The organism is Microcoleus sp. B3-D2, assembly GCF_036705345.1.
Classification (GTDB): Bacteria; Cyanobacteriota; Cyanobacteriia; order Cyanobacteriales; family Microcoleaceae; genus Microcoleus.
Genome location: NZ_JAUBUG010000019.1, coordinates 1 through 20,972 on the forward strand (window position 1 = coordinate 1; position 20,972 = coordinate 20,972).

Annotated in this window: 15 protein-coding genes; 9 read left to right on the plus strand and 6 right to left on the minus strand. The window is 47.4% G+C overall.

Translation table 11 applies throughout. From position 1 onward, the window contains the following. Positions 1–122 precede the first annotated feature (122 nt). Positions 123–734, minus strand: a complete 612-nt coding sequence (locus QUB14_RS09750) for a COP23 domain-containing protein (RefSeq protein ID WP_333216606.1) — start codon at positions 732–734, stop codon at positions 123–125. A gap of 686 nt (positions 735–1,420) precedes the next feature. On the opposite strand from QUB14_RS09750, the gene QUB14_RS09755 reads away from it, so the two are divergent. Both QUB14_RS09755 and QUB14_RS09760 read left to right on the plus strand, forming a co-directional pair. Further along, complete coding sequence (locus QUB14_RS09755; protein ID WP_333216608.1) at positions 1,421–2,026, plus strand: hypothetical protein; 606 nt, start codon at positions 1,421–1,423, stop codon at positions 2,024–2,026. Positions 2,027–2,164: 138 nt separating this feature from the next. After that, positions 2,165–3,541, plus strand: a complete 1,377-nt coding sequence (locus tag QUB14_RS09760; protein ID WP_333216717.1) for a cytochrome P450 — start codon at positions 2,165–2,167, stop codon at positions 3,539–3,541. Positions 3,542–4,081: 540 nt separating this feature from the next. Here the strand turns inward: QUB14_RS09760 and QUB14_RS09765 are convergent. Further along, on the minus strand, positions 4,082–4,369 hold the full coding sequence (locus QUB14_RS09765) for a hypothetical protein (protein ID WP_006632921.1): 288 nt from the start codon (positions 4,367–4,369) through the stop codon (positions 4,082–4,084). Positions 4,370–4,863: 494 nt separating this feature from the next. Here QUB14_RS09765 and QUB14_RS09770 point away from each other — a divergent pair, with 494 nt between their 5' ends. The 3 genes from QUB14_RS09770 to QUB14_RS09780 all read left to right on the plus strand — a co-directional run bounded on the left by QUB14_RS09770 (position 4,864) and on the right by QUB14_RS09780 (position 7,333). Continuing rightward, a complete protein-coding gene (locus QUB14_RS09770) occupies positions 4,864–5,124 on the plus strand; it encodes a MoaD/ThiS family protein (protein ID WP_190734652.1) in 261 nt (86 codons plus the stop codon). 499 nt (positions 5,125–5,623) lie between these two features. Then, entirely contained in the window at positions 5,624–6,922 is a 1,299-nt protein-coding gene (gene thrC, locus QUB14_RS09775) for a threonine synthase (RefSeq protein WP_333216610.1), read from the plus strand. A gap of 135 nt (positions 6,923–7,057) precedes the next feature. After that, complete coding sequence (locus QUB14_RS09780; RefSeq protein ID WP_006632924.1) at positions 7,058–7,333, plus strand: MoaD/ThiS family protein; 276 nt, start codon at positions 7,058–7,060, stop codon at positions 7,331–7,333. A gap of 627 nt (positions 7,334–7,960) precedes the next feature. On the opposite strand, the gene QUB14_RS09785 is transcribed toward QUB14_RS09780, so the two are convergent. The 3 genes from QUB14_RS09785 to QUB14_RS09795 all read right to left on the minus strand — a co-directional run bounded on the left by QUB14_RS09785 (position 7,961) and on the right by QUB14_RS09795 (position 12,189). Beyond that, entirely contained in the window at positions 7,961–9,847 is a 1,887-nt protein-coding gene (locus QUB14_RS09785) for a ribonuclease J (RefSeq protein WP_333216612.1), read from the minus strand. A 267-nt stretch (positions 9,848–10,114) separates the two neighbouring features. Further along, complete coding sequence (gene dapA, locus QUB14_RS09790; protein WP_190660532.1) at positions 10,115–11,038, minus strand: 4-hydroxy-tetrahydrodipicolinate synthase; 924 nt, start codon at positions 11,036–11,038, stop codon at positions 10,115–10,117. A gap of 107 nt (positions 11,039–11,145) precedes the next feature. After that, positions 11,146–12,189: an aspartate-semialdehyde dehydrogenase gene (locus tag QUB14_RS09795; protein ID WP_039887120.1), complete on the minus strand. Its 1,044-nt coding sequence runs from the start codon at positions 12,187–12,189 to the stop codon at positions 11,146–11,148. A gap of 118 nt (positions 12,190–12,307) precedes the next feature. On the opposite strand from QUB14_RS09795, the gene QUB14_RS09800 reads away from it, so the two are divergent. From QUB14_RS09800 to clpX, 4 genes are all read left to right on the plus strand, one after another. Continuing rightward, positions 12,308–12,463: a hypothetical protein gene (locus QUB14_RS09800; RefSeq protein ID WP_190660536.1), complete on the plus strand. Its 156-nt coding sequence runs from the start codon at positions 12,308–12,310 to the stop codon at positions 12,461–12,463. A gap of 740 nt (positions 12,464–13,203) precedes the next feature. Then, positions 13,204–14,619 carry a trigger factor gene (tig, locus tag QUB14_RS09805; RefSeq protein ID WP_333216617.1) on the plus strand — a complete coding sequence of 472 codons (1,416 nt, stop codon included), beginning with the start codon at positions 13,204–13,206 and terminating at the stop codon, positions 14,617–14,619. A gap of 347 nt (positions 14,620–14,966) precedes the next feature. Beyond that, positions 14,967–15,656: an ATP-dependent Clp endopeptidase proteolytic subunit ClpP gene (clpP, locus tag QUB14_RS09810; RefSeq protein WP_333075055.1), complete on the plus strand. Its 690-nt coding sequence runs from the start codon at positions 14,967–14,969 to the stop codon at positions 15,654–15,656. Positions 15,657–15,665: 9 nt separating this feature from the next. Next, positions 15,666–17,009, plus strand: coding sequence for an ATP-dependent protease ATP-binding subunit ClpX (gene clpX / locus QUB14_RS09815; RefSeq protein ID WP_333216619.1), 1,344 nt, complete (start codon positions 15,666–15,668; stop codon positions 17,007–17,009). A gap of 240 nt (positions 17,010–17,249) precedes the next feature. Here clpX and dnaX read toward each other — a convergent pair whose 3' ends face one another. Then, on the minus strand, positions 17,250–20,618 hold the full coding sequence (gene dnaX / locus QUB14_RS09820) for a DNA polymerase III subunit gamma/tau (RefSeq protein ID WP_333216621.1): 3,369 nt from the start codon (positions 20,616–20,618) through the stop codon (positions 17,250–17,252). Positions 20,619–20,972: the final 354 nt, after the last annotated feature.

The following is a 20,972-nucleotide window of genomic DNA, read 5'->3' on the forward strand; positions in this document are numbered from 1 at the left end:
TAATCGAGCGCCCATATATTAGTTACCCCACTAGAGCTAGAGTTTTATTTATGTATCTTAACATAGTTTTGTTTTTTCTCGCCGACCTACTTACCGCTGTTTGACGCGCCAACTTTTCGACCTCAATCCTGGGAATTGGTGATGGGATGGAGGAAAATTTGCCAATCTTTAAGGCTGTCGGAACGGTGAGGAAAAGGGGGCAGTTGCGCCCCATCGACAGTGTTTTCTCCTAGCTTTTCGCTGACATCAATGTAAGGAATTTTACTGGCCTCATCAAAAGAGGCCATCCCGACATATCCTTGGCGCCAAGCCAACAAATTATACAAAGAGCCGATCGGGTCTTGGCCGGGTCTGAGGGTATAAATCAAATTTTGACACCGCCCATTGACTTGATTCGCTGTGCAGATGACGTTCTGGCCGTTCATTTGGCCCGCAGTAATGTACTTAAGCATTCGTTGGCGGCGATAGGTTTCGAGGCGTTGACTCACTAATTGACACCGAGTTACCGGATCGTACCCAGAACCGGAGAAATAATCGGAAGTCCACTCAATCCAAGGCTCTACGGCACCTTGAGCGTTTTGGTACACCGTCACCGGCGCACCGGTCGAGGTACTGCACCAAAATCCACTTTCCCCCTGTGCTCGCCGAGCGTAACTCGGTTGAGAAGCAACCGTCAGGCCGGTGAGGGCGATCGCTGTTGCCACCAAAACTTTTGTCAATAATTGCTGTTTCATGATTTTTTCACTGTGTTTTATGAGATTTGGCACAAAATCAGCGAACGCTGCGATAACACCCTTGACACGCCTGTTCGTTACAGATCCGCTGACTGGGGAATTATGTGATTCACGACTTGACCCGAAAGCAGTTTTTTTTACGAAAACACTTCGTTGCAGCTCTTATGCCTGGTTAAAAAACCCGGTTTCTTTGCTCTTGATTCGTAAGTTTTGATATTGTTCGCGACTTGCACATTCCCTCTAACGGCGATTTCGGCGCTGTTAAAAAAGCGCTCCGAAGGCGAGCTTAAAATGCGCCCGCCAGTCTGAATTATGTTGTCATTACTACTAATCCAACTCAGGCTGTCGCAAACCGGAAAGAGGATCTTGGTCTCAGACATTGGGATGGCTCGAATTGCAACGGTACATCAGACCACTGACACGGTATTTGGTATCACTTACGCTCTAGGTCGCTAGCTTGATCTGCTGAGATACGGAGACGCCTGGGTTGCACATATGAGGGGTATTACCCTATGTGCCTGATCGAACACTAAATTGAACGTATTAACCAGAACTCTTAACTTGTTTTCATCTCCGGATTAGGGATACCTAGAAATACTTCTAAGTGAGTGTAATCAGGGAGTAAGTGCTTTCTACCACCAAAGTTCATCCTCGGTACACTAACGTTTAGTTGAGTATTAAAAACTATGAACCGTATCTGCAAACAGTTCGGGTATTTAGCGACTGGATTAATTCTGACTGGCGCTAGCAGTTGTTCTAGCTATGATGCAGCTAACTCGGCCGAAAACCAGAGGCAATTCCCAGCAAGCGGGCGTCAGTTCCCACACTTACAGCTAATGGGAAATCAAATTGAGGCTCGATCGAGTCAATTAACGCAGTCCTCTAACTCTGCTGCCTCAGTTTTAGGCAGCGTGGCAGTCTCAGAGAATACTGGCACCGTTACGGTTTATAAGGTAGACAATCTGTGTCAAACTCTGAAGCCGGAAACAGTTACAGGCCCAGACAACCAGTTAATGTCATCGGCCGTTAATGAAGTGTTAAAGCAGCAGATTTTCGATAGTCTTGGTTTGGCTGGTTATCGCCTCAAGATCGATCGCGACCTCGGAATAGCTACCGTGGATCTGCGAGCCTCCGGAAATTCGCGGCAGAAATTGCAAAATCTGTCCAGTTGTCAAATGTTAGGTTTGTTCGGGGGCGTGCGCCAAACTTTAACCAGTTATGCTCCTTGGCAAATCAAAACTGTTCGTTTTACAGAGCTTGGAGAGGATATTTTGAGCACCGTTCGAGAATAAGCTATTAAAATTATTGGAGATGGGACTTACGCAATTCTCCCCTTAAAAAAAAGCGTTGGGAGGGATTGAACAAACCTTCAAACCGTTTGAGATTTCTTGATGCTGCTAAGTCCTGTGACCCAAACCCAGGTAATTCCTATGACGCTACCTAACGGCCCCAAAGCTCCACCCCTTGTGCAGCTAATTCAATGGATCGGCGATCCCCTGACATTCCTGGATAAATGTGCCAAACAATACGGCGACATTTTCACAGCTCAAGTGAACAACGGGCAACCATTGGTGATGATCCACCACCCGCAAGCTGTCCAGGAGATGCTCAACAGCAACGCGTTTCACGCTCCAGGCCGCCTGAATAGTATTCTCAAAGCGCTCGTGGGAGAACAATCCATGTTTCTCCTCTCAGGAGAAAGGCACAAACGCGAGCGCCAATTATTGATGCCACCCTTTCACGGGGAACGGATGCGGAATTACGGCCAACTAATTTGCGATATTGCTCAAGATGTTGCCAGCAAATGGTCGGTCGATCGACCTTTTGTTACCCGCAGCGCCATGCAGGAAGTCACCATGCGGATAATCTTGCAAGCTGTCTTCGGGCTCGATGACGGGCCGCGATTGGAAGAGCTTAGGCCCCTACTTGCCTCAGTCCTCGATATGACCAACTCTCCCCTGCGATCGAGTATGCTGTTTTTCGGCTGGATGCAGCAAGATTGGGGCTCTTGGAGTCCTTGGGGACGCATGAAACAGCGGCAGCGGAAAGTTGACGCACTGATCGACGCGGAAATTGAAGAACGCAGACAGCAACCAGACGCCAACCGCACCGACATTCTCAGCTTAATGATGGCCGCGCGCGACGAAAACGGCCAACCAATGACGAATGAAGAATTGCGCGACGAGTTGATGACGCTGCTGGTGGCAGGCCACGAAACCACAGCAACGGCCCTAGCTTGGGCATTTTACTGGATTCACAGTTTGCCCTCGGTGCGCCAGAAGTTACTGCAAGAATTGGACAGTTTGGGAGAAAATCCCGACCCGATGGAGATTTTCCGCTTACCTTACCTGAGTGCAGTTTGTCAGGAGACCCTGCGAATTTACCCCGTGGCAATGCTGACGTTTTCGCGAGAAGTTCTCAGGCCCGTGGAACTGATGGGACATCCACTCGAACCGGGGACGGTTGTCATCGGCTCGATTTATTTGACCCACAGACGGGAGGATTTGTATCCAGAACCGCTGCAATTTAAACCGGAACGGTTTTTGGAGAGGCAATTCTCGCCTTATGAGTATTTGCCTTTTGGAGGCGGCAGCCGCCGCTGTATCGGCTTGGCGCTGGCGCAGTTGGAGATGAAACTCGTGCTGGCCACCATTTTGCGGGATTTCGACCTAGTATTGGCCGAGAAAAAGCCCGTACAGGCCAAACGCCGAGGGGTGACTTTAGGGCCTGCCGGCGGCGTGCGGATGGCCCTGCTGGGGCGGCGGATGCCACAGCAGAAGCCTGAACCTGTTGCTAGTGGGGTTTAAAGTCGCAGCAGTTGCAGCGGGCGATCGAACTTTCTGCTTTGAGTGTCCACCATTTAGGGAGAAGGTGCGATCGTCCGCAAATGCCACCATTTTTTGTAGCACCCGCTACAGATAAATAGCTAGAATCCTTAACCTGTAACCCTCTCCCCCTCTCACTTTTCAAATTTTCAGTCTAAAATGATATGAACCTTGCAAACACAGCCTAAAAGCAAAAGTGGGTGATTGCAATAGTCCTCTTGATATCTCAAAAGCCTGCCTGCCATACTTTAAAAACATATGCATACCCTGTTATTCAGCAAGGTCGGAAGCGCGTTGGCATTGCCAGCAATCTTCCGGCCTCTTTATTTTTTGGGCTACTTAAGGCATTGGGGACAAGATGTAGAAGGCAAGGCAAAAGTATAAATTCTCCCCCTGTCCTCGTCTCCCCCTGTCCCCAATCTAGAGCTTCTGCCTCTAATTCCAATAGAATCCGACAGCAAGTTTAAGGAATCACTAAGGAATAATTAATAACTTGTTAAATTATCTCCTTCTGCCCTTCTCTCAATCTTCTGTTTTCAGAAATTCCGATACCGAGACAGACTTCGGGAGACTCTCCAGATCTTGAATTTCGCTTTCGTGGGCAAAAAACTCGACTTCTTTGTCGTCAATCTGGATCTGATAGCTAGCGGTAGCTGTCACAACCCGTCGCTTTTTTTTATCTTCTATTAAAACCCAACACACGACAGGTCTTACCCATCTCTCAACGTGCTGGCTTTGCTTCGTGCTCCCAAAGGCATACCAGCCTTTAGCTTCAATAATTTGAAGCACTTTAAAATCGTTATTGGCCATATATTTCTATCGCGTTAACTTCAGTATTCTTCTTAGATAGAACGGCTAGCTTGCTAAGCAGGGAAAAGGTTTGATCGTTCCAGCCCGCAATTGACAACCTGATTTTTTGTCAGGAGAAGCGGGTTGACAAGGCCTTGTCTGCGTTGTTGCCTGCTAAATGTAGTGCGAGCTTTTTGTACTCTCCCACAATTACCGTAAAGTATCTATACCGCAGCCTCAAAAATTATTATCGCATTAGCCTCAACAGCAGCAAACTAGACCTTAGCTAGCTGCATCTAACTGGACGCCAACTGCTTCTAACGCCGGGTTGGTGAGAGCGATCGGCATACAATCTTGTTAAGAATTTTTGCTGCAATCAACTATCATCTTTACCCGATGGGGTAAAACTTAACTAGAGGTTGCCGCTTTCAATTCTAAGCCTCGGCGCGCCTAATTCCTAATTAATTGTATGGTGTAGTTGATAATTGCCAAACCGTCGATCGCACTAAACTACCGTGTCTGACTCTTCAATTACCGTCACAGTTAAACTGTTCGCCGCCTTCGGTGAAGCCTACGGCGTTTCGGAACTTACATTAGAACTTCCTCCCGAAACCCCAGTGTCTCAAGTGCTCGAAAGCTCGATCGCCCAATATCCTCAATTAGAACAATGGCGCGATCGCACCCGCTTCGGCCTCAACCTGGAATTCGTCTCCCCCGACACCATCCTCCAAGACGGCGACGAAGTTGTACTCATCCCCCCCGTCAGCGGCGGATAGGCTAAGTTGGTTAATCTGAAATGTTGCACCATTCTCAATAAGCTTTTTATGAACAGGCTTTCCGGCCTGTTCCACAAGAAAACTCATCTCTTGTGGAACAGGCCGGAAAGCCTGTTCTTGAGAATGGTGCAACATCTCAGTTAATCAAAAATTCGAGGTTTTGTAGTTGTGTTCGATCGCACGACTGCCCAACTGTGACCCAAAAAAGATTTATTAAGTTTTGTAACAATTTCGTCGGCAAATCATCCTTGAGCTCGATCGGGCTCGCGTGCGGGCCTGACAATCTGGATTAAGAGCCCGATCCTGAAAACAAGTCAAATCCTTGTGGGGTGGGCGTTCTGCCCGCCCAACTATCAAAGTTAAATACACCACTTTTTAACTCAAAAGTAACTGAAAAATCAATCCCGACTAAAAAAATCGGGTATGGTTGACGGGGTAAATTGACCGTGCTAATCTTGCACAAGACTAAGAAAACATCGCAAAACTAGAGAGTTGAGCTATGACCCAGGCGACCAGAACCCAATCCACAGCAGCAACCTTCACAGCCCTTAAATGTAAAGAATGCGGTGAAGAGTACGCACTCCAAGCCAAGCACGTCTGCGATTGCTGTTTTGGCCCGCTTGAAGTCAAGTACGACTACGATGCCATCCGCCGCACCGTCACTCGCCAAACCATCCAAGCCGGCCCCAACTCGATCTGGCGCTACCGCGCATTTTTACCAGTCGCTACAGATAACGTCATTGATGTCGGCACTGGGATGACTCCTCTATTAAAATCCCACCGCTTGGCGCGCCGCCTCGGTCTAAAAAATCTTTATATTAAAAACGATGCCGTCAATATGCCCACTCTCAGCTTCAAAGACAGAGTGGTGTCAGTCGCCCTCAGCAGAGCCAGAGAATTGGGTTTCACAACTGTATCCTGTGCCAGCACCGGCAATTTAGCTAACTCTACGGCTGCGATCGCCGCCCACGCCGGACTCGACTGCGTAGTCTTCATCCCCTCCGACTTAGAAGCAGGCAAAGTCCTCGGCACTCTGATTTACAATCCAACTGTCATGGCAGTTCACGGCAACTACGACCAAGTTAACCGGCTCTGTTGCGAAGTTGCCAATACACATGGCTGGGGATTTGTCAATATCAACTTGCGTCCCTACTATTCCGAAGGCTCAAAAACCCTCGGTTACGAAGTTGCCGAACAGCTAGGCTGGCAATTGCCCGATCACATCGTCGCTCCCCTCGCCTCCGGCTCCCTGTTCACAAAAATTTACAAAGGTTTTCAAGAATTCATCGAAGTCGGTTTAGTTGACGAAAAGAAAGTTCGGTTCAGCGGTGCCCAAGCTGACGGCTGTTCGCCCATCGCCCAAGCATTCCGCGAAAACCGTGATTTCGTGAAACCGGTGAAACCGAATACAATTGCTAAGTCGATCGCGATCGGCAATCCAGCCGACGGTATGTACGCCTTGGAAATCGCCCGCAAAACCAACGGTAACATTGAATCCGTCAGCGACACCGAAATCATCGAAGGCATGAAACTGCTAGCAGAAACTGAAGGGATATTCACAGAAACTGCAGGTGGCACGACAATCGCAGTCTTGAAGAAACTCGTAGAAGCAGGTAAAATCAATCCCGATGAAACCACTGTCGCTTACATCACCGGCAACGGTTTGAAAACGCAAGAAGCAGTTCAAGGCTACATCGGCGAACCCATCACCCTCGAACCGAAACTAGAAGCGTTCGAGCGCGCCCTAGAACGCGCCCGCACGCTCGAACGCTTAGAATGGCAACAAGTTTCGGTTTAACAGCTATTAGCCAGTAGTCGGCAGTCATTAGTCATTGCTTGTTAAGCTGTTGACTGATGACTACTGACTGATTACTGAGGACTAATGACTGAGGACTAATAACTAATAAATGACTACTGACTAAGGACTAAAAAAATGACCGTCAAAGTTTTAATTCCCACTCCCCTGCAAAAATTTACCAACAATCAAGCCACAATCGAATGCGCCGGCGATAACATTTCCGAACTCATTGAATCGCTGGAAACAAATTGTCCCGGCATCAAAAAAAGCCTGTGCGACGAAAAGGGAGAACCCCGCAGATTTCTCAACTTCTACGTCAACAGCGAAGACATCCGCTTTTTGGATGGCTCAAAAACAGCCCTCCAAGATGGCGATGAAGTCAGCATTGTTCCTGCTGTTGCTGGTGGCTGATTAATTTTAAAATAAACGCAAGTGAACGCAGAGAGTTATTTAAATCTATCTGCGTTCACTTGCGTTTATTTACGGTTTCAAAACTACTCCTTCCCTAACCGAGAAAATCCTACAAATCCCGGATTTGGTAAGTAGCTGTCATCATGTTTCCATTCCGCTTAAAAGGTTTGGGAAAGAGACTCGCAGAGTAAACCGTGCCCAAACACAGCATTAAAAATAATCCCAAAAACACCAAAATCTACCAGCTTTTTTCTGCGGGCATTCCAAAAACTTGTAGCGCTTGAGGGCTTTCTCTAAGACTGCTTCCTGAAATACATCGAGTCGCAACTCTTCAATATTGACAAGTTTAAATGTCTTAGCAAGATAGATCTCATATCAAATCCGTTGGCCTCGGAATGATTCATCTCTCTCTTCCCTTTCTCTGTATCCTCTGCGCCCTCTGCGGTTTAATCATTCCAATACAACCGGAATTCATATCAGGAGTTACGTCAATCTATACTGACATTTTTTGAGGTGGAGGTACTTATGAAATCAAATCTAGGTTTGTAATTGCGCTTGGGTACCCAAGCGCAACTACAAAACCTAAAACTCCTTTCTGTGTTCGCAGTGCGTCCGAGAATTATCGCCCTAAGAAGCTGCCCTTGCAGCAGTCCGGGGACGGCGCCGGCCCGTCACCTGATTGGCAGGAGATGGCAAGGATGGGGATGATGGCGATGATGGGGAGGGCGATGAAGGCGATGATAATAGCTTAGGTGCTTCCAAGGAACCTGGAGATACTGCTGCTTTTTCCGATCGCACTGCTTCTTCAGGAATTTGCATCAGGAATACCAGCATTGGATTGCTTTGGAGTTCGCGGCGCATTACCCGCTGAATTGCTTTTTCTATTTGGGTTTGCACTCCTACCCAGTCAATGTCAACTTGCGAGTCAGCAGTGGCGGGTTTGACAAATTCTGACCAGCGATCGCTCAAAACTGTTTCAATGGTTTGAGTGATTAATTTGATCACCTCCGCGCGATCGGCTGATGTCACCACACCTTTCAAGTGTACTTCCGGCTTAGCAACTAATTTGCCTTCCCAATTCAAAGCCGCCGCTACAGTTACAACGCCATCTCCGGCCAACTGCTGACGTTCCTTGAGGACGCTCGCTTTGACAACGCCTGATCGAGAAGAATCTACTAATTCAATTCCTGAAGGCACTTGACCAGCGACTCGGATTGAATTTTCGGTCAACTCTACGACATCGCCGTTGTCAATAATCACCATATTGCTAGCGGGAATGCCCATGCTTTGAGCCGTCTTGGAGTGCTGGATCAGCATCCGGTGTTCCCCGTGCACTGGCAAGAAGAACTTGGGACGAGTCATGTTAATCATTAACTTTTGGTCTTCTTGACAACCGTGACCCGAAACGTGAATGCCTTTGTCGCGGCCGTAAACCACGTGTGCTCCCAGCATCATCAGTTTATCGATCGTATTTACCACTGCGATCGTATTTCCCGGAATCGGATTAGCTGAGAAAATGACTGTATCGCCCTTTCTGATTTTCAGTTCGTGATGTTCGCCGTTAGCAATGCGAGTCATCGCCGCCATCGGTTCGCCTTGGGAACCTGTAGTTAAAATCAGTACCTTGTCTTCAGCCAAATTGCGGATTTCTTTGAGCGGTTTGAAAATACTATCTTCGCATTTGATGTAGCCGAGATTGCGGCAGTGAGCGATGACGTTAAGCATCGACCGGCCAACCACTCCGACATACCGATTGTTTTTCTTAGCCAAGTCCAAAACAATTTGCAATCGGTGTACCGACGAAGCAAAAGTCGTCAGCATCACTCGTCCCGGTGCTTGAGCGATAATTCTGTCTAAATTGGGCGCCACAGAACTTTCCGAAGCGGTAAAACCGGGAACTTCCGAGTTAGTAGAATCGCTGATCAAGCACAGCACGCCTTTCTCGCCGTACTCGGCCAGCTTTTGCAAATCAAAATGCTCGCCGTCTACAGGAGTGTGGTCAATTTTAAAGTCTCCCGTGTGGATCACAATTCCAACGGGAGTGTGAATTGCCACAGTAAAACTGTCGGCCATCGAGTGAGTGTTGCGAATGTATTCGACTAAGAAATTCTTGCCAATTCTGACAGTATCCCTCGGTCGAACCGTTCTCAATTCAGTGCGGTGAGACACTCCGGCTTCTTCGATTTTTCCCGCTAGCAAAGCCATCGCCAAACGGGGGCCGTAGATGACCGGAATTTCAAATTGTTTGAGGTGATAAGGGATGCCGCCTATGTGGTCTTCGTGACCATGAGTCACGATCATACCTTTAATTTTGTGGCTGTTTTCCCGCAGGTAAGTCATGTCTGGGAGGACAATATTTACCCCGTGCATTCCATCTGTCGGGAACGCTAAACCGGCATCTAAAAGAATTATTTCGTCGCCGTACTCGAACACACAAGTGTTTTTACCGATTTCGTGCAGCCCGCCGAGGGGAATAACTTTTAGAGCAGATGCAGTTGTATTTTTGTTGATCATGCGTATCCTTTGTTAGTTATTTTTGTTATTGGTCTGTGGTCTGTGGTCTGTCGTCTGTCGTCTTTCGTCTGCTGTTCGTTGGTAGGGCGATATTTTTCCAAATATTTATGGAAAACTCCCTGGCGGGTTTTACTATCCCGTACAGTCAGTTGTCTTAGGCCTTCATTCTTCTATCTTCAGTCTTTAATCCTTGACTGTTAGCTACTTACTAACACTTAATTACTAATGACTGATGACTAAGAACTAATGACTGATAACAACCAATATTCAGTTGTCTGAAAACTCGTTCTCGCTCGTCTTGCTAGCTGATACTGCGGCTAGCTGATTCAGTACGTCCTTTAACTTTTGAGTTACCTCAACGGGCGGATCGCACAGGGGCGGACGGGTGGAGCCTACATCCCAGCCTTGAAGTTTGAGAGCTGTCTTGACGGGAATGGGATTTGTGGTGAGAAAAAGAGCTTTAAACAGGTCAAAAAGTTGCAAGTGAATCTGGGTAGCGACTTGAACTTGACCGGCCTCGAAAGCTTCGATCATCTGTTGCAGTTGCTCTCCTACCAGATGGCTGGCTACGCTAACTACACCAGATCCTCCTACCGCCAACATTGGCAAAGTTAGGGAATCATCTCCAGAATAGATGGCAAATTCAGGGGATGTCAAGCACCGAATTTGACTTGCTTGATCCAAGTTGCCACTTGCTTCTTTTACGGCCACAATGTTGGGGATTTCTGCCAATCGAGCCACCGTCTCCGGCAACATATTCTGACCTGTGCGACCGGGGATGTTATATAACATTATAGGCAATTCTGGAGCAGATTGCGCGATCGCCCGGAAATGATTATATAAACCTTCTTGCGGGGGTTTGTTGTAATAAGGAACCACCTGCAAACAGCCGTCTAACCCGAGTTTAGCTGCTTTTTGGGTAGCTGCGACTGCTTCTGAAGTAGAATTCGATCCGGCTCCTGCGATTACCAACGCCTTACCGACCACCGCCTTTTGTACCACCTGAAATAATTCGTATTCTTCATCCCAGGTCATAGTGGGAGACTCGCCTGTAGTGCCGCACACTACCAAGCTATCTGTACCGCGATCGGCTAAATGAACTGCCAATTGTTCTGCTACCGCATAGTTAACGCTGCCGTCTTCCTTAAACGGCGTAATCATTGCAGTCAGAACCCGTCCAAACTTTACCACACTTTCTCCGATTTTAGACTGTTGATTTTTGATTTTAAATTTTTGATTTCAGATGAAAGGTTTATCTAAAATCCCCAATTTCAATTTCCCAATTGCCCGAATTTCCGCTAATTAGAAGCCGCCGCCACTTGGGTTCGCAACAAATTTTTTTCTACCAGCAACTCAGCTATCTGCACCGCATTTAAAGCCGCTCCTTTGCGGATTTGATCGCCAGAGAGCCACATTTCCAACCCGCAGGGGTGAGAAATATCTTGACGAATCCTGCCAACTAACACCTCATCCTTACCGCTAGCTTCTGCAGGCATCGGGAAATAATTAGCTTGCCAGTCTTCTACCAGCTTAACCCCGCTTGCCTGCTTTAAGATTTCCCTGGCCTCGATCGCGCTAAAAGGCTCTGCAAACTCTAGATTAATCGCTTCCGAATGAGCACGCAGTACGGGAACCCGCACACAAGTTGCAGTAATTTTAATCTCGTCCGTACCAAATATCTTCCGAGTTTCGTTTACCATTTTCATCTCTTCTTCACAATACCCCAAATCGTTAATCGGGGTGTTGTGCGGAAACAAATTAAATGCTAACGGGTAGGGAAATATATCTGTTTGGGGCGTTTCCCCCTGCAAAATTGCTCTTGCTTGAGCTTTCATTTCCTCCATTGCCCTCGCCCCCGCCCCGCTGGCCGACTGGTAAGTCGCTACAACGATGCGCTGTATGGGTCTAACTTTGTGAAGTGGCCAAACGGCAACTGCCATCAAAATAGTCGTGCAGTTGGGATTAGCAATTATACCTCGGTGAGCTGCCGCCGCTTGGGGATTGACTTCGGGAACCACTAGCGGTACCGTCGCATCCATGCGGAAGGCGCTAGAATTGTCAATTACCACTGCCCCGGCTGCTACCGCTTGCGGAGCCCATAACTTAGAAGTAGAGCCGCCGGCAGAGGCGAGCACCAGATCTACATTATCAAAAGATCGCGCCGACACTGCTTCGACCGGCAGCATCTCACCGCCAAAAGGCAAAGTTGTGCCTGCTGAACGTTCCGAAGCCAGCAGCTTCAAGTTAGAAATCGGAAAACTCCGGCTGTGCAATAGTTCTAGCAACTCGGCACCGACTGCGCCCGTAGCTCCTAAAATGGCAACTCGATAGGATTGAGACAAATTAGTTTCCTCCACAAAATAAAGTCTAAACGATCGAAATCAAAAATTTAAATAACTGCAATTCTCAATATCAAACTTAATTAATGTTATGCGACATCAGGAGCATGAGAGGATAGCAATGGTGCAGTTAAGCGAAAAGGGCGATCGAACTTCCCGATCGATCCGTGCGATCGCACCCAATGCCAGTTTAGCATCTTTTGCCAATCGCCCACGCCCAATCCGCATCCGGTTAAGTTTTGCGATATATCTGCATTTTCGCAGGCGCATCCATTGACTTTGACTGGCCGCAGAGGCCGGCAAGATTGACATCACAGGGCGATATGTGCTATGGTGCATCGGCAATTAGTGGACTTAACCTCCACATTCCTAGCAGCAAAAGCTAGTATCCTCAAACCAAAACTATTTGGCAAGAGCCAAAAAAGTAGCCGGCAATGACTTACAGTCTCATCCGGTAAAGGTGTTGTAGCTGTGCCGTTACGAGTTAAAGCGTACAAAATTAAAATGCAGGCAAAGTCAGATTTGTATGTATTTTATCAAGGAAATTGGGTCTAAAACCCTGTCCTTCTAGGAAGGCTTTAATTTCTTAAATCCCTTCCTAAAAGTCAGGAACTTTCTAGTATACTACAGTAGTCAAGGTTAAACTCCTGCGCCATAGTGCATAAAAACAGTTAACGACACACTTTTAGGCGTAAACCGGGGGACAAAGAGCGGCGAAAACTCTATAAACAGCTAGGGGCTTAACACAGTTCCTTTAACCAGAGAAACAAACTATTTAGTCTTGTTAAGTAGGGTAGGGCATACCCGAACTCTAGGTAAATATCCTAGTACGCTTTTGGAGATAGACCCTCTGGGATGACTGCGAATCAGGCTCGTTAATTGGTAGGATTTCTACGGTTAAAAAGTTTGAGGATTGCCGAAAGGACGCAACATTTTAAGGTCAGTCGCTGAATTAAGAATCCCTGTCCTTTAGGTCAGGGAGTGTCAATACACTATTGTTAAATATCAAAAAAGCCGATGAAAGTAACCCAGGAAAAACTTCCAGCTAGCCAAATTGGTCTGGAAATCGAAGTACCGTCAGACAAGTCAAAACAAGCTTACGAGCAAGTAATTAAACAATTTGCTCGCGAGGTCAATATTCCTGGGTTCCGCAAAGGCAAAGTTCCCCGCCAAGTTTTGCTACAGCGCCTAGGCCAGACTCGCTTGAAGGCGACGGCTTTGGAAAATTTAATTAATGATTCCCTCCAAAAAGCTCTCGAACAAGAAAAAATTGCCGCAATTGGCAGTTTTGAACTTCGCACCGAGTTTGAAGAATTACTAGCTAAGTTCGATCCAGAACAGCCTCTGATTTTTTCGGCAAAGGTTGATGTACAACCAGAAGTGAAAATGGGTCAGTACACAGGTTTGCAGCTTCAAGCAGAAGAAGCTAAGTATGATGAGGCTCAGGTAGATGAGGTATTGGCAAAATATCGATCGGACAAAGCTGCTTTAATCCCCGTAGAAGGCCGGCCGGCTCAGTTGGGAGACATGGCTTTGGTTGATTTCTCCGGTAGATTTGCCGAAGCACCTGAAGGCGAAACTCCCGCAGAAATTCCCGGCGGTCAAGCAGAAGACTTTCAAGTAGAATTATCGGAAAATCAGTTTGTACCGGGCTTTATCCAAGGCATGATCGGGATGAATCCAGGAGAAACTAGAGAAGTTTCTGTGCAGTTCCCAGATGAGTATAGCAGTGAAGAACTAGCAGGAAAACCGGCAGTCTTTACGATTACTCTCAAAGAACTTAAGGAAAAAGAATTGCCGGAGTTGGACGACGACTTCGCCCAAGAAGTCAGCGAGTTTGAAACTTTAGCAGAACTGCGCGAATCGCTCGAAACTAGGTTTAAAGCAGACCAAGAAAACAAGACATCCGCTAATAAGGAAAAAGCTATATCAGCAGCCCTCGTGCAGCTAATAGAAGTGGAAATTCCCGAAACAATGGTCGATCGCGAAATCGATTATTTGTTGAATCAACAAGCCGTTCAATTGAAAAATTACGGCATAGATATCAACCAACTGTTTACGGAAGAAAATATGGGCCCGATGCGGGAACGCTCGCGCCCGGAAGCAATCGAGCGCCTCAAGCAGAATTTAGCTCTGGCAGAAATAGCCAAGCTGGAATCCTTATCTGTTGAACCAGCAGAAGTAGCAGCCGAAGTAGCCAAAATCAGAAAGCAGTTTCCCAAAGGAGATTTTGACCCCCAAAGGTTGCAGGAATTTGTAGCAGAAGACTTGCTAAAACAAAAAACCCTGAAATGGTTGGAAGAAAAAGGGACAATCGAACTCCTACCTGAAGGCTCTCTGACTCCTGCTGCTGCAGAATCAGAAGAATCAGACGCTGAAGATTCAGCAGAAGCAGCCACGAGCGTTGAAGTGGAAGTCGTAGGCGAAGAATAGAACTTAATGCGTTCAAATGTCCTAATTGGGGGCATGAAATGAACCGTGATTTTAACGGCGCACCCGATCCTTAACTACAAGCTCCGGGTGCGCCCGATCCTTACTAAAAGCTCGCGGTGTCCACTAGAAGCAGCGATGATTTACCAGTAAGTATTTTAACTCATTCACCCCGCGAGCCTTGCGAGTCACTCCAGCGTTGCGCCCAGCGCAGAAAGCACTTTCAAAACTCAAAACTCCCCATCCCCCCGATCTCCGTTCAGAAGAGGCATAATAGTTAAAAGCTGGCGGCTTAATTTAAAGCTTTCATCAGCAGCAGCAAATTGTCTAGAATCCTTGACTGGTGTCTTATGGTTGTATCTCAATCTTCCAATTACCTAATTACAAGCTATAACGATTTTGATGTCAGTTCCAGCCCCAGCAATGTAGTGCCGATGGTACTAGAACAGTCGGGGATGGGCGAGCGGGCATTTGACATTTACTCGCGCTTGCTGCGGGAGCGAATTGTGTTTTTAGGAACTCCCGTAACCGACGAAGTTGCTGACTCGATAGTGGCTCAGCTATTGTATCTAGATGCCGAAGACCCAGAAAAAGATGTCCAAATGTACATTAATTCCCCCGGCGGCTCGGTGACGGCCGGCATGGCAATTTATGACACAATGCAGCAAATCCGCCCGGATGTGGTGACGATTTGTTACGGTTTGGCAGCCAGTATGGGCGCATTTCTGCTGACAGCAGGAGCCCACGGTAAGCGGATGTCTCTTCCGAGTTCCCGGATTATGATCCACCAGCCGCTTGGAGGCGCTCAAGGTCAAGCAGTTGATATTGAGATTCAAGCCAAAGAAATCCTTTATCATAAGCGTAAGCTGAATCAACTGCTAGCGCACCACACGGGTCAACCGATCGACAAATTAGAGGCTGATACAGAGCGCGACTTTTTTATGTCAGCCGAGGAAGCCAAAAATTACGGTTTGGTCGATCGAGTTATCGCTAAAGAAAACCTTCCGGCGGCGGGAGAGAATGTCACTGCACTGAATTAAGAGGCTGTTATGTCTAAGTACGACTCCCATCTAAAATGTTCGTTTTGTGGCAAGTCTCAAGAGCAAGTACGCAAGTTGATCGCAGGGCCCGGGGTGTATATCTGCGACGAATGCGTAGACTTGTGCAATGAAATTTTAGATGAGGAGTTGTTTGATTCGAGTGCAGTGCCTGCAACGGCGGTGGCCCCGAAGCAGGAAACGACGCAAAAGCGCCGCGCTACCTCGGGCAAAAGTATGTTGATGAGCCAAATTCCGAAGCCGAGGGAAATTAAAAATTACCTCGACGAAAACGCGATCGGGCAAGATGAGGCGAAAAAGGTGCTCTCGGTGGCTGTTTACAACCACTACAAGCGCCTCAGCTTTATCCATGCAAAAAATAGCGGCAAGCACCCGCCGGAAGAAGTAGAACTGCAAAAATCGAATATTTTGTTAATCGGGCCGACGGGCTGCGGAAAAACTCTGCTGGCTCAGACGTTGGCAGATATGCTGGACGTACCGTTTGCGGTGGCTGACGCGACGACGCTGACGGAAGCAGGCTATGTCGGGGAAGATGTGGAAAATATTTTGCTGCGGCTGCTGCAAGTGGCAGATATGGATGTGGAAGAGGCGCAGCGCGGAATTATTTATATTGATGAAATTGACAAAATAGCCCGCAAGAGCGAAAATCCTTCGATTACGCGGGATGTGTCGGGTGAAGGCGTGCAGCAGGCGCTGCTGAAAATGCTTGAGGGGACGATCGCGAACGTACCTCCCCAAGGCGGGCGCAAGCATCCCTACCAAGACTGCATCCAAATTGATACTAGCAATATCATGTTTATCTGCGGCGGTGCTTTTGTCGGTCTGGAAAAAGTGATAGAGCAGAGAACTGGCAAGAAGTCAATGGGTTTTATTCAGCCCGGAGAAGCTCAGCCGAAGGAAAAGCGGGCTGCTGATGTACTCAAGCAACTGGAACCGGAGGATTTGGTGAAGTTTGGGATGATTCCTGAGTTTATCGGGCGGGTGCCGGTGGCGGCGGTGTTGGAACCGCTGGATGAGGAAACGCTGATGGCGATTTTGACGGAGCCCCGAAATGCTTTGGTTAAGCAGTATCAAAAGCTGCTGAAGATGGATAATGTGCAGTTGGACTTTAAGCCAGAGGCGATTCGGGCGATCGCCCAGGAAGCATACCGCCGCAAAACTGGAGCGCGGGCGCTGCGGGGAATTGTCGAAGAATTGATGTTGGATGTGATGTACGAGTTGCCGTCGCGCAAGGATGTCGCCCGGTGTACCATTACTAAGGAAATGGTCGAGAAGCGATCGACGGCTGAGTTGTTGGTACTTCCGTCTTCGCTGCCCAAGCCAGAGTCAGCTTAAAAGTAGATATTCACAATCACTAGGTGACTCTAATTAAACCTAAAACTTTTAGGGTATTAAGAAACCTGGAAGGGCGGCCACTCTTAGCAGCGCCCCTACTACGAAAACCGGGTTTCTCGGTTTTTTTTAGTGATCTATAGCAATCCTCGCATCATTGGTGATTTCTTACTCCCTCCCCGCGGGTTCGGGGAGGGTTGGGGTGGGGTAAAAAATTTACGACTCCTGCAAGGATTGCTATACTTACCAATCTATAAAATCATCCTCACCTAACTCAGAAGATAACTCGGGAAAATCCGGTTCAGATTCCAATCTAAAAGTTTCCGACTCCCAAATCTCCAAGTCATCCGACAAATCGACTACTTCCCCGTCAAACATATCACCCAATTGCCTAGCCGTATTCGCGACATATTGAGCGTCATCACGCACCGCTATAGCCTGAGCGTTAAAATCATTTTGAGAGTCTGTAGAGCCGTTTGTGGGCGATCGCGATTCGGAAATTGCCGGCACATTAACGGCGGTATTTTCAGGCCCTGGCGGGTGTTTTTGTTCTTCTCCACCATTTCCCAAAAAATCATCTGTAATCTCAGAATCCGCCGACTTCTGCACCTGTTGGCCCGCATCACTCACAGGATGAGAATTCCTGGGATTTTCGCCAACACGTCCGTTAGAACTAGGCAAATCCTTGGCGCGGGAACTATTAGTTTCAGCGGGATTTGTCAAGCCCACTTTTACTGTTACTCGACGGTTAAAAATTTGCAAAAAAGCTTCTTCAATATTAGCTACTTTGTCTTTAACCATATTGAGCAACGGCTGCGAACTAATCTTAACATGAGCAGTATTATTGCTAAAAATTACTAGCTGTCCATGTTGGCGAAGCAGCGATTGAGTTCCATGCGGCCGCACGCGCTCAAGTACCTGTTCCCACACTCGATTTAAATCGATTTCATCGGCTGAATTAGTCTGTGAATAATTTGTTTGATTCGTTTCAGCAGTTGGTACAGGTGCGGGAATCGCTGCAGGAGGTGGGCTTTCTGTTCGATTAGCCACAGGCTGCGACTGAGGTGGATGATTTTGCGAATTGGAAACTGAAGATTGTTCAATATTAGATATCTGACTCCCCCCCGATTGTAGGGGCGGTGCCCCCGTGCCCGCCCTGGGTTGGGGGGGGTGAATTTGTGATGGAGCAATATTTTTAGCTGGTTCGGCTGTTGGTTGCTGCTGACTTCTAATTGCTGAGGGCAGCAATCCCAACAGCGTTACTTCCAGCCACAAACGCGGCTGAGTAGTGTTTTTAATTTGCACTTCGTGGGTTTGCAAATGTTTCTGACCTGCCAAAATCAACTCCGCATCCCAATTGCGGGCAAAATTGCAAAGTTTTTCCCAAGTGGCAGAGGTTAAAGCTACTAAATCAGACCGTTTCGGTGCAGATGAGGCTATTAGCAAATCTCGGTAAAAGCTCGCGAGACTTTGCAGCACGATTAGCGGTTCCCGGCCGCGATCCATGAGGTGGCGGGTCATGTCTATTAGTGCTGTAGCGTTATCTGTATCAATAGCTTGCAGCAAATCCATTAAGTCATTTTCGGGGACTGCACCGACTAAATCCCAAACTTTTTCGACTGTTACTTCACCCTGAAATAAGCTTAGTTGGTCGAGCAAACTTTCGGCATCTCGCAGACCTCCTTGGGCGATTTGAGCAACCATTTGTACTGCATCGCTGGCAATATTGATGTTTTCTAATTTGGCAATTTTGTGCAAATGAGCAATCATTGCATCGAGGGGGATGCGGCGGAAGTCGAACTTTTGGCAACGAGAAATAATAGTTGGTAATACTCTTTGTGGGTCGGTTGTGGCGAGAACGAATACAACGCGATCGGGCGGTTCTTCTAGGGTTTTGAGTAGAGAGTTGAATGCCTGGGTGCTTAGCATATGGCAATTATGAACCAGAAGACCGTTAGCGACAAAATTGTGGTTGTCTTCTACTTCAATATCATAAACTTTCTCGACTCCAGCGACTTTTACAGATTCGACTGTCTCCAAACTTGTAATCCATTGAAGGGATTGAATACTTTTTAAAGTCTGATACCCATTTTCTACTGGTTTCAGCACCCATGTGTATGTAGTCGTAGGTTTTACAGGTGTTAGACCTTCTGTAAAATTTAGTTGTTGTTGGGTATCCCAAACCTGTAAGCCAATTGGCAAGGAGTTGATTTTCTGCCCTAGAATATCCTTCTGTATGAAGTTGGATACTTGGGCTTCCTTCTGGGGAAATGCTGAGCGAGCCATCATCCATGTACCACCAAGCAAGCCCTTCTGGAGTGACGCGATCGAGCCAATCCATTGTGACGTATTTTCCGTTTCCGTTGGGTTTAACAGCGTCAAAGACATCTCTAAGTTGGGGATGGCAGACTGTGTTGCAACAGACTGATGTATTTCCGTATCCTCGGTTAGGTGTAACTCGTAACTTTGGTCGCAGTGTCGAAAGGCAAGAAGCTTTGTATTCCAACCATTCCCGCTGCTTTTCTCCGTGTGTCCAGCCCAATCTTGGAAATCGGCTATATTTATTTGGGTAGGTGATAAAACCGTCTCCAAGCAATGTTCCGTAGATGAGTCCGAGTGTTTCTGGTTGCAAAACTTCGGCATTTGCCAAGAACTTTTCCGTTCTTGCATCCCAAAGTCCATGTCCTTTTTTATACGGATGTCGCTGCCAATGAGACTGAATACTCTTAATCCCTTTGCCTTTTTTTTGTAAAAAGTCTGGTATTTCGAGTTGTTCTCCACAGCCACACGCACAGAGAGGTCGGAGGGCTTGAGCCTGTTCGAGAATAGAGGCAAAGTCGTAGGATTTTTGTCCGTAGGTATTCCCGTAAAATTGATGTCCTCTGGCAAATCTCCGCAAGCGTCCATCTGTTCCAATTTTGTGAATGAGGGTGCCGCACCCACATTCACAGGGGATAGTATCTTCACTCCTTCTTTTACGTCTTTTGCTCGTATCCATCCCTGTTCTGTCCTGATTGGATGATTGCCCGTACATCTGATTTCTCGGTTGGCGGTTTTAATCACCAGTGTTTGTTTCTCCCCTCGGTCTAACCACCTCAAAACTTTTTTAAATTCCCAAACTTCTGAAGTTTCGTTATAGCTGAGAACTTGTTTTCCTTTGATGTTGCGATTGTCGATCCGCATCAGACCTTCGCTAGTTTTTACCTGAGAATCACCGGTCAAACACTCGTCTATTACATATACTTTATAGCGGCACTGTACGGGAGCAAATTGAGCTCGTTCGATCAAATCCCGAATGTTATCTACTCCGGTGTTGCTGGCGGCGTCAATTTCGATGACATCTAGTGTGGAACCTCGGGCAATTTCTTGGCAAACGTTGCATTTGCCACAGGGTGTGGGGGTGGGGGCAACCGTAGAAATACAGTTAAGGGATTTGGCGAAAATTCTGGCACTAGAGGTTTTACCGGTGCCTCTGGGGCCGGTGAATAGATATGCTGGTGCTATGCGCTCTTGTAGGATGGCGCTGGTGAGGGTTTGGGCGATCGCCTCTTGACCGACTAATTCGGCAAATGTCTGAGGGCGATATTTGTGGTGCAGGGGTTCGTAGGTCACGATCGAATATTGGTGGTATTAGCTGTAATCTTAGCTAAGGAGACGTTGTTCGATCGCACCATAGCCCGACTCTCACAGCAAGCCGCCCGGTGGGCTTGCACGGCGGGAGTCAGCCAACAGTAGGAATTAGCACTCTCCCAACGTCCGCCCCTCGATCGTCCGGGCGATCGTCGGCTGTTCTCCTTGATGTTTTCCGCTGCTGGCTCCCAGAGTTACTATTAATTTATGTGTATTTCTTTTTATTTTTCTAGAAACGGAGACCGCCGAACAAACATTTTTTTTAGATATATTGGTATAATATATTACAGACAATTCACCATTTCTATTTGCCAGTGCCAGCGCGCGATTTTCCGA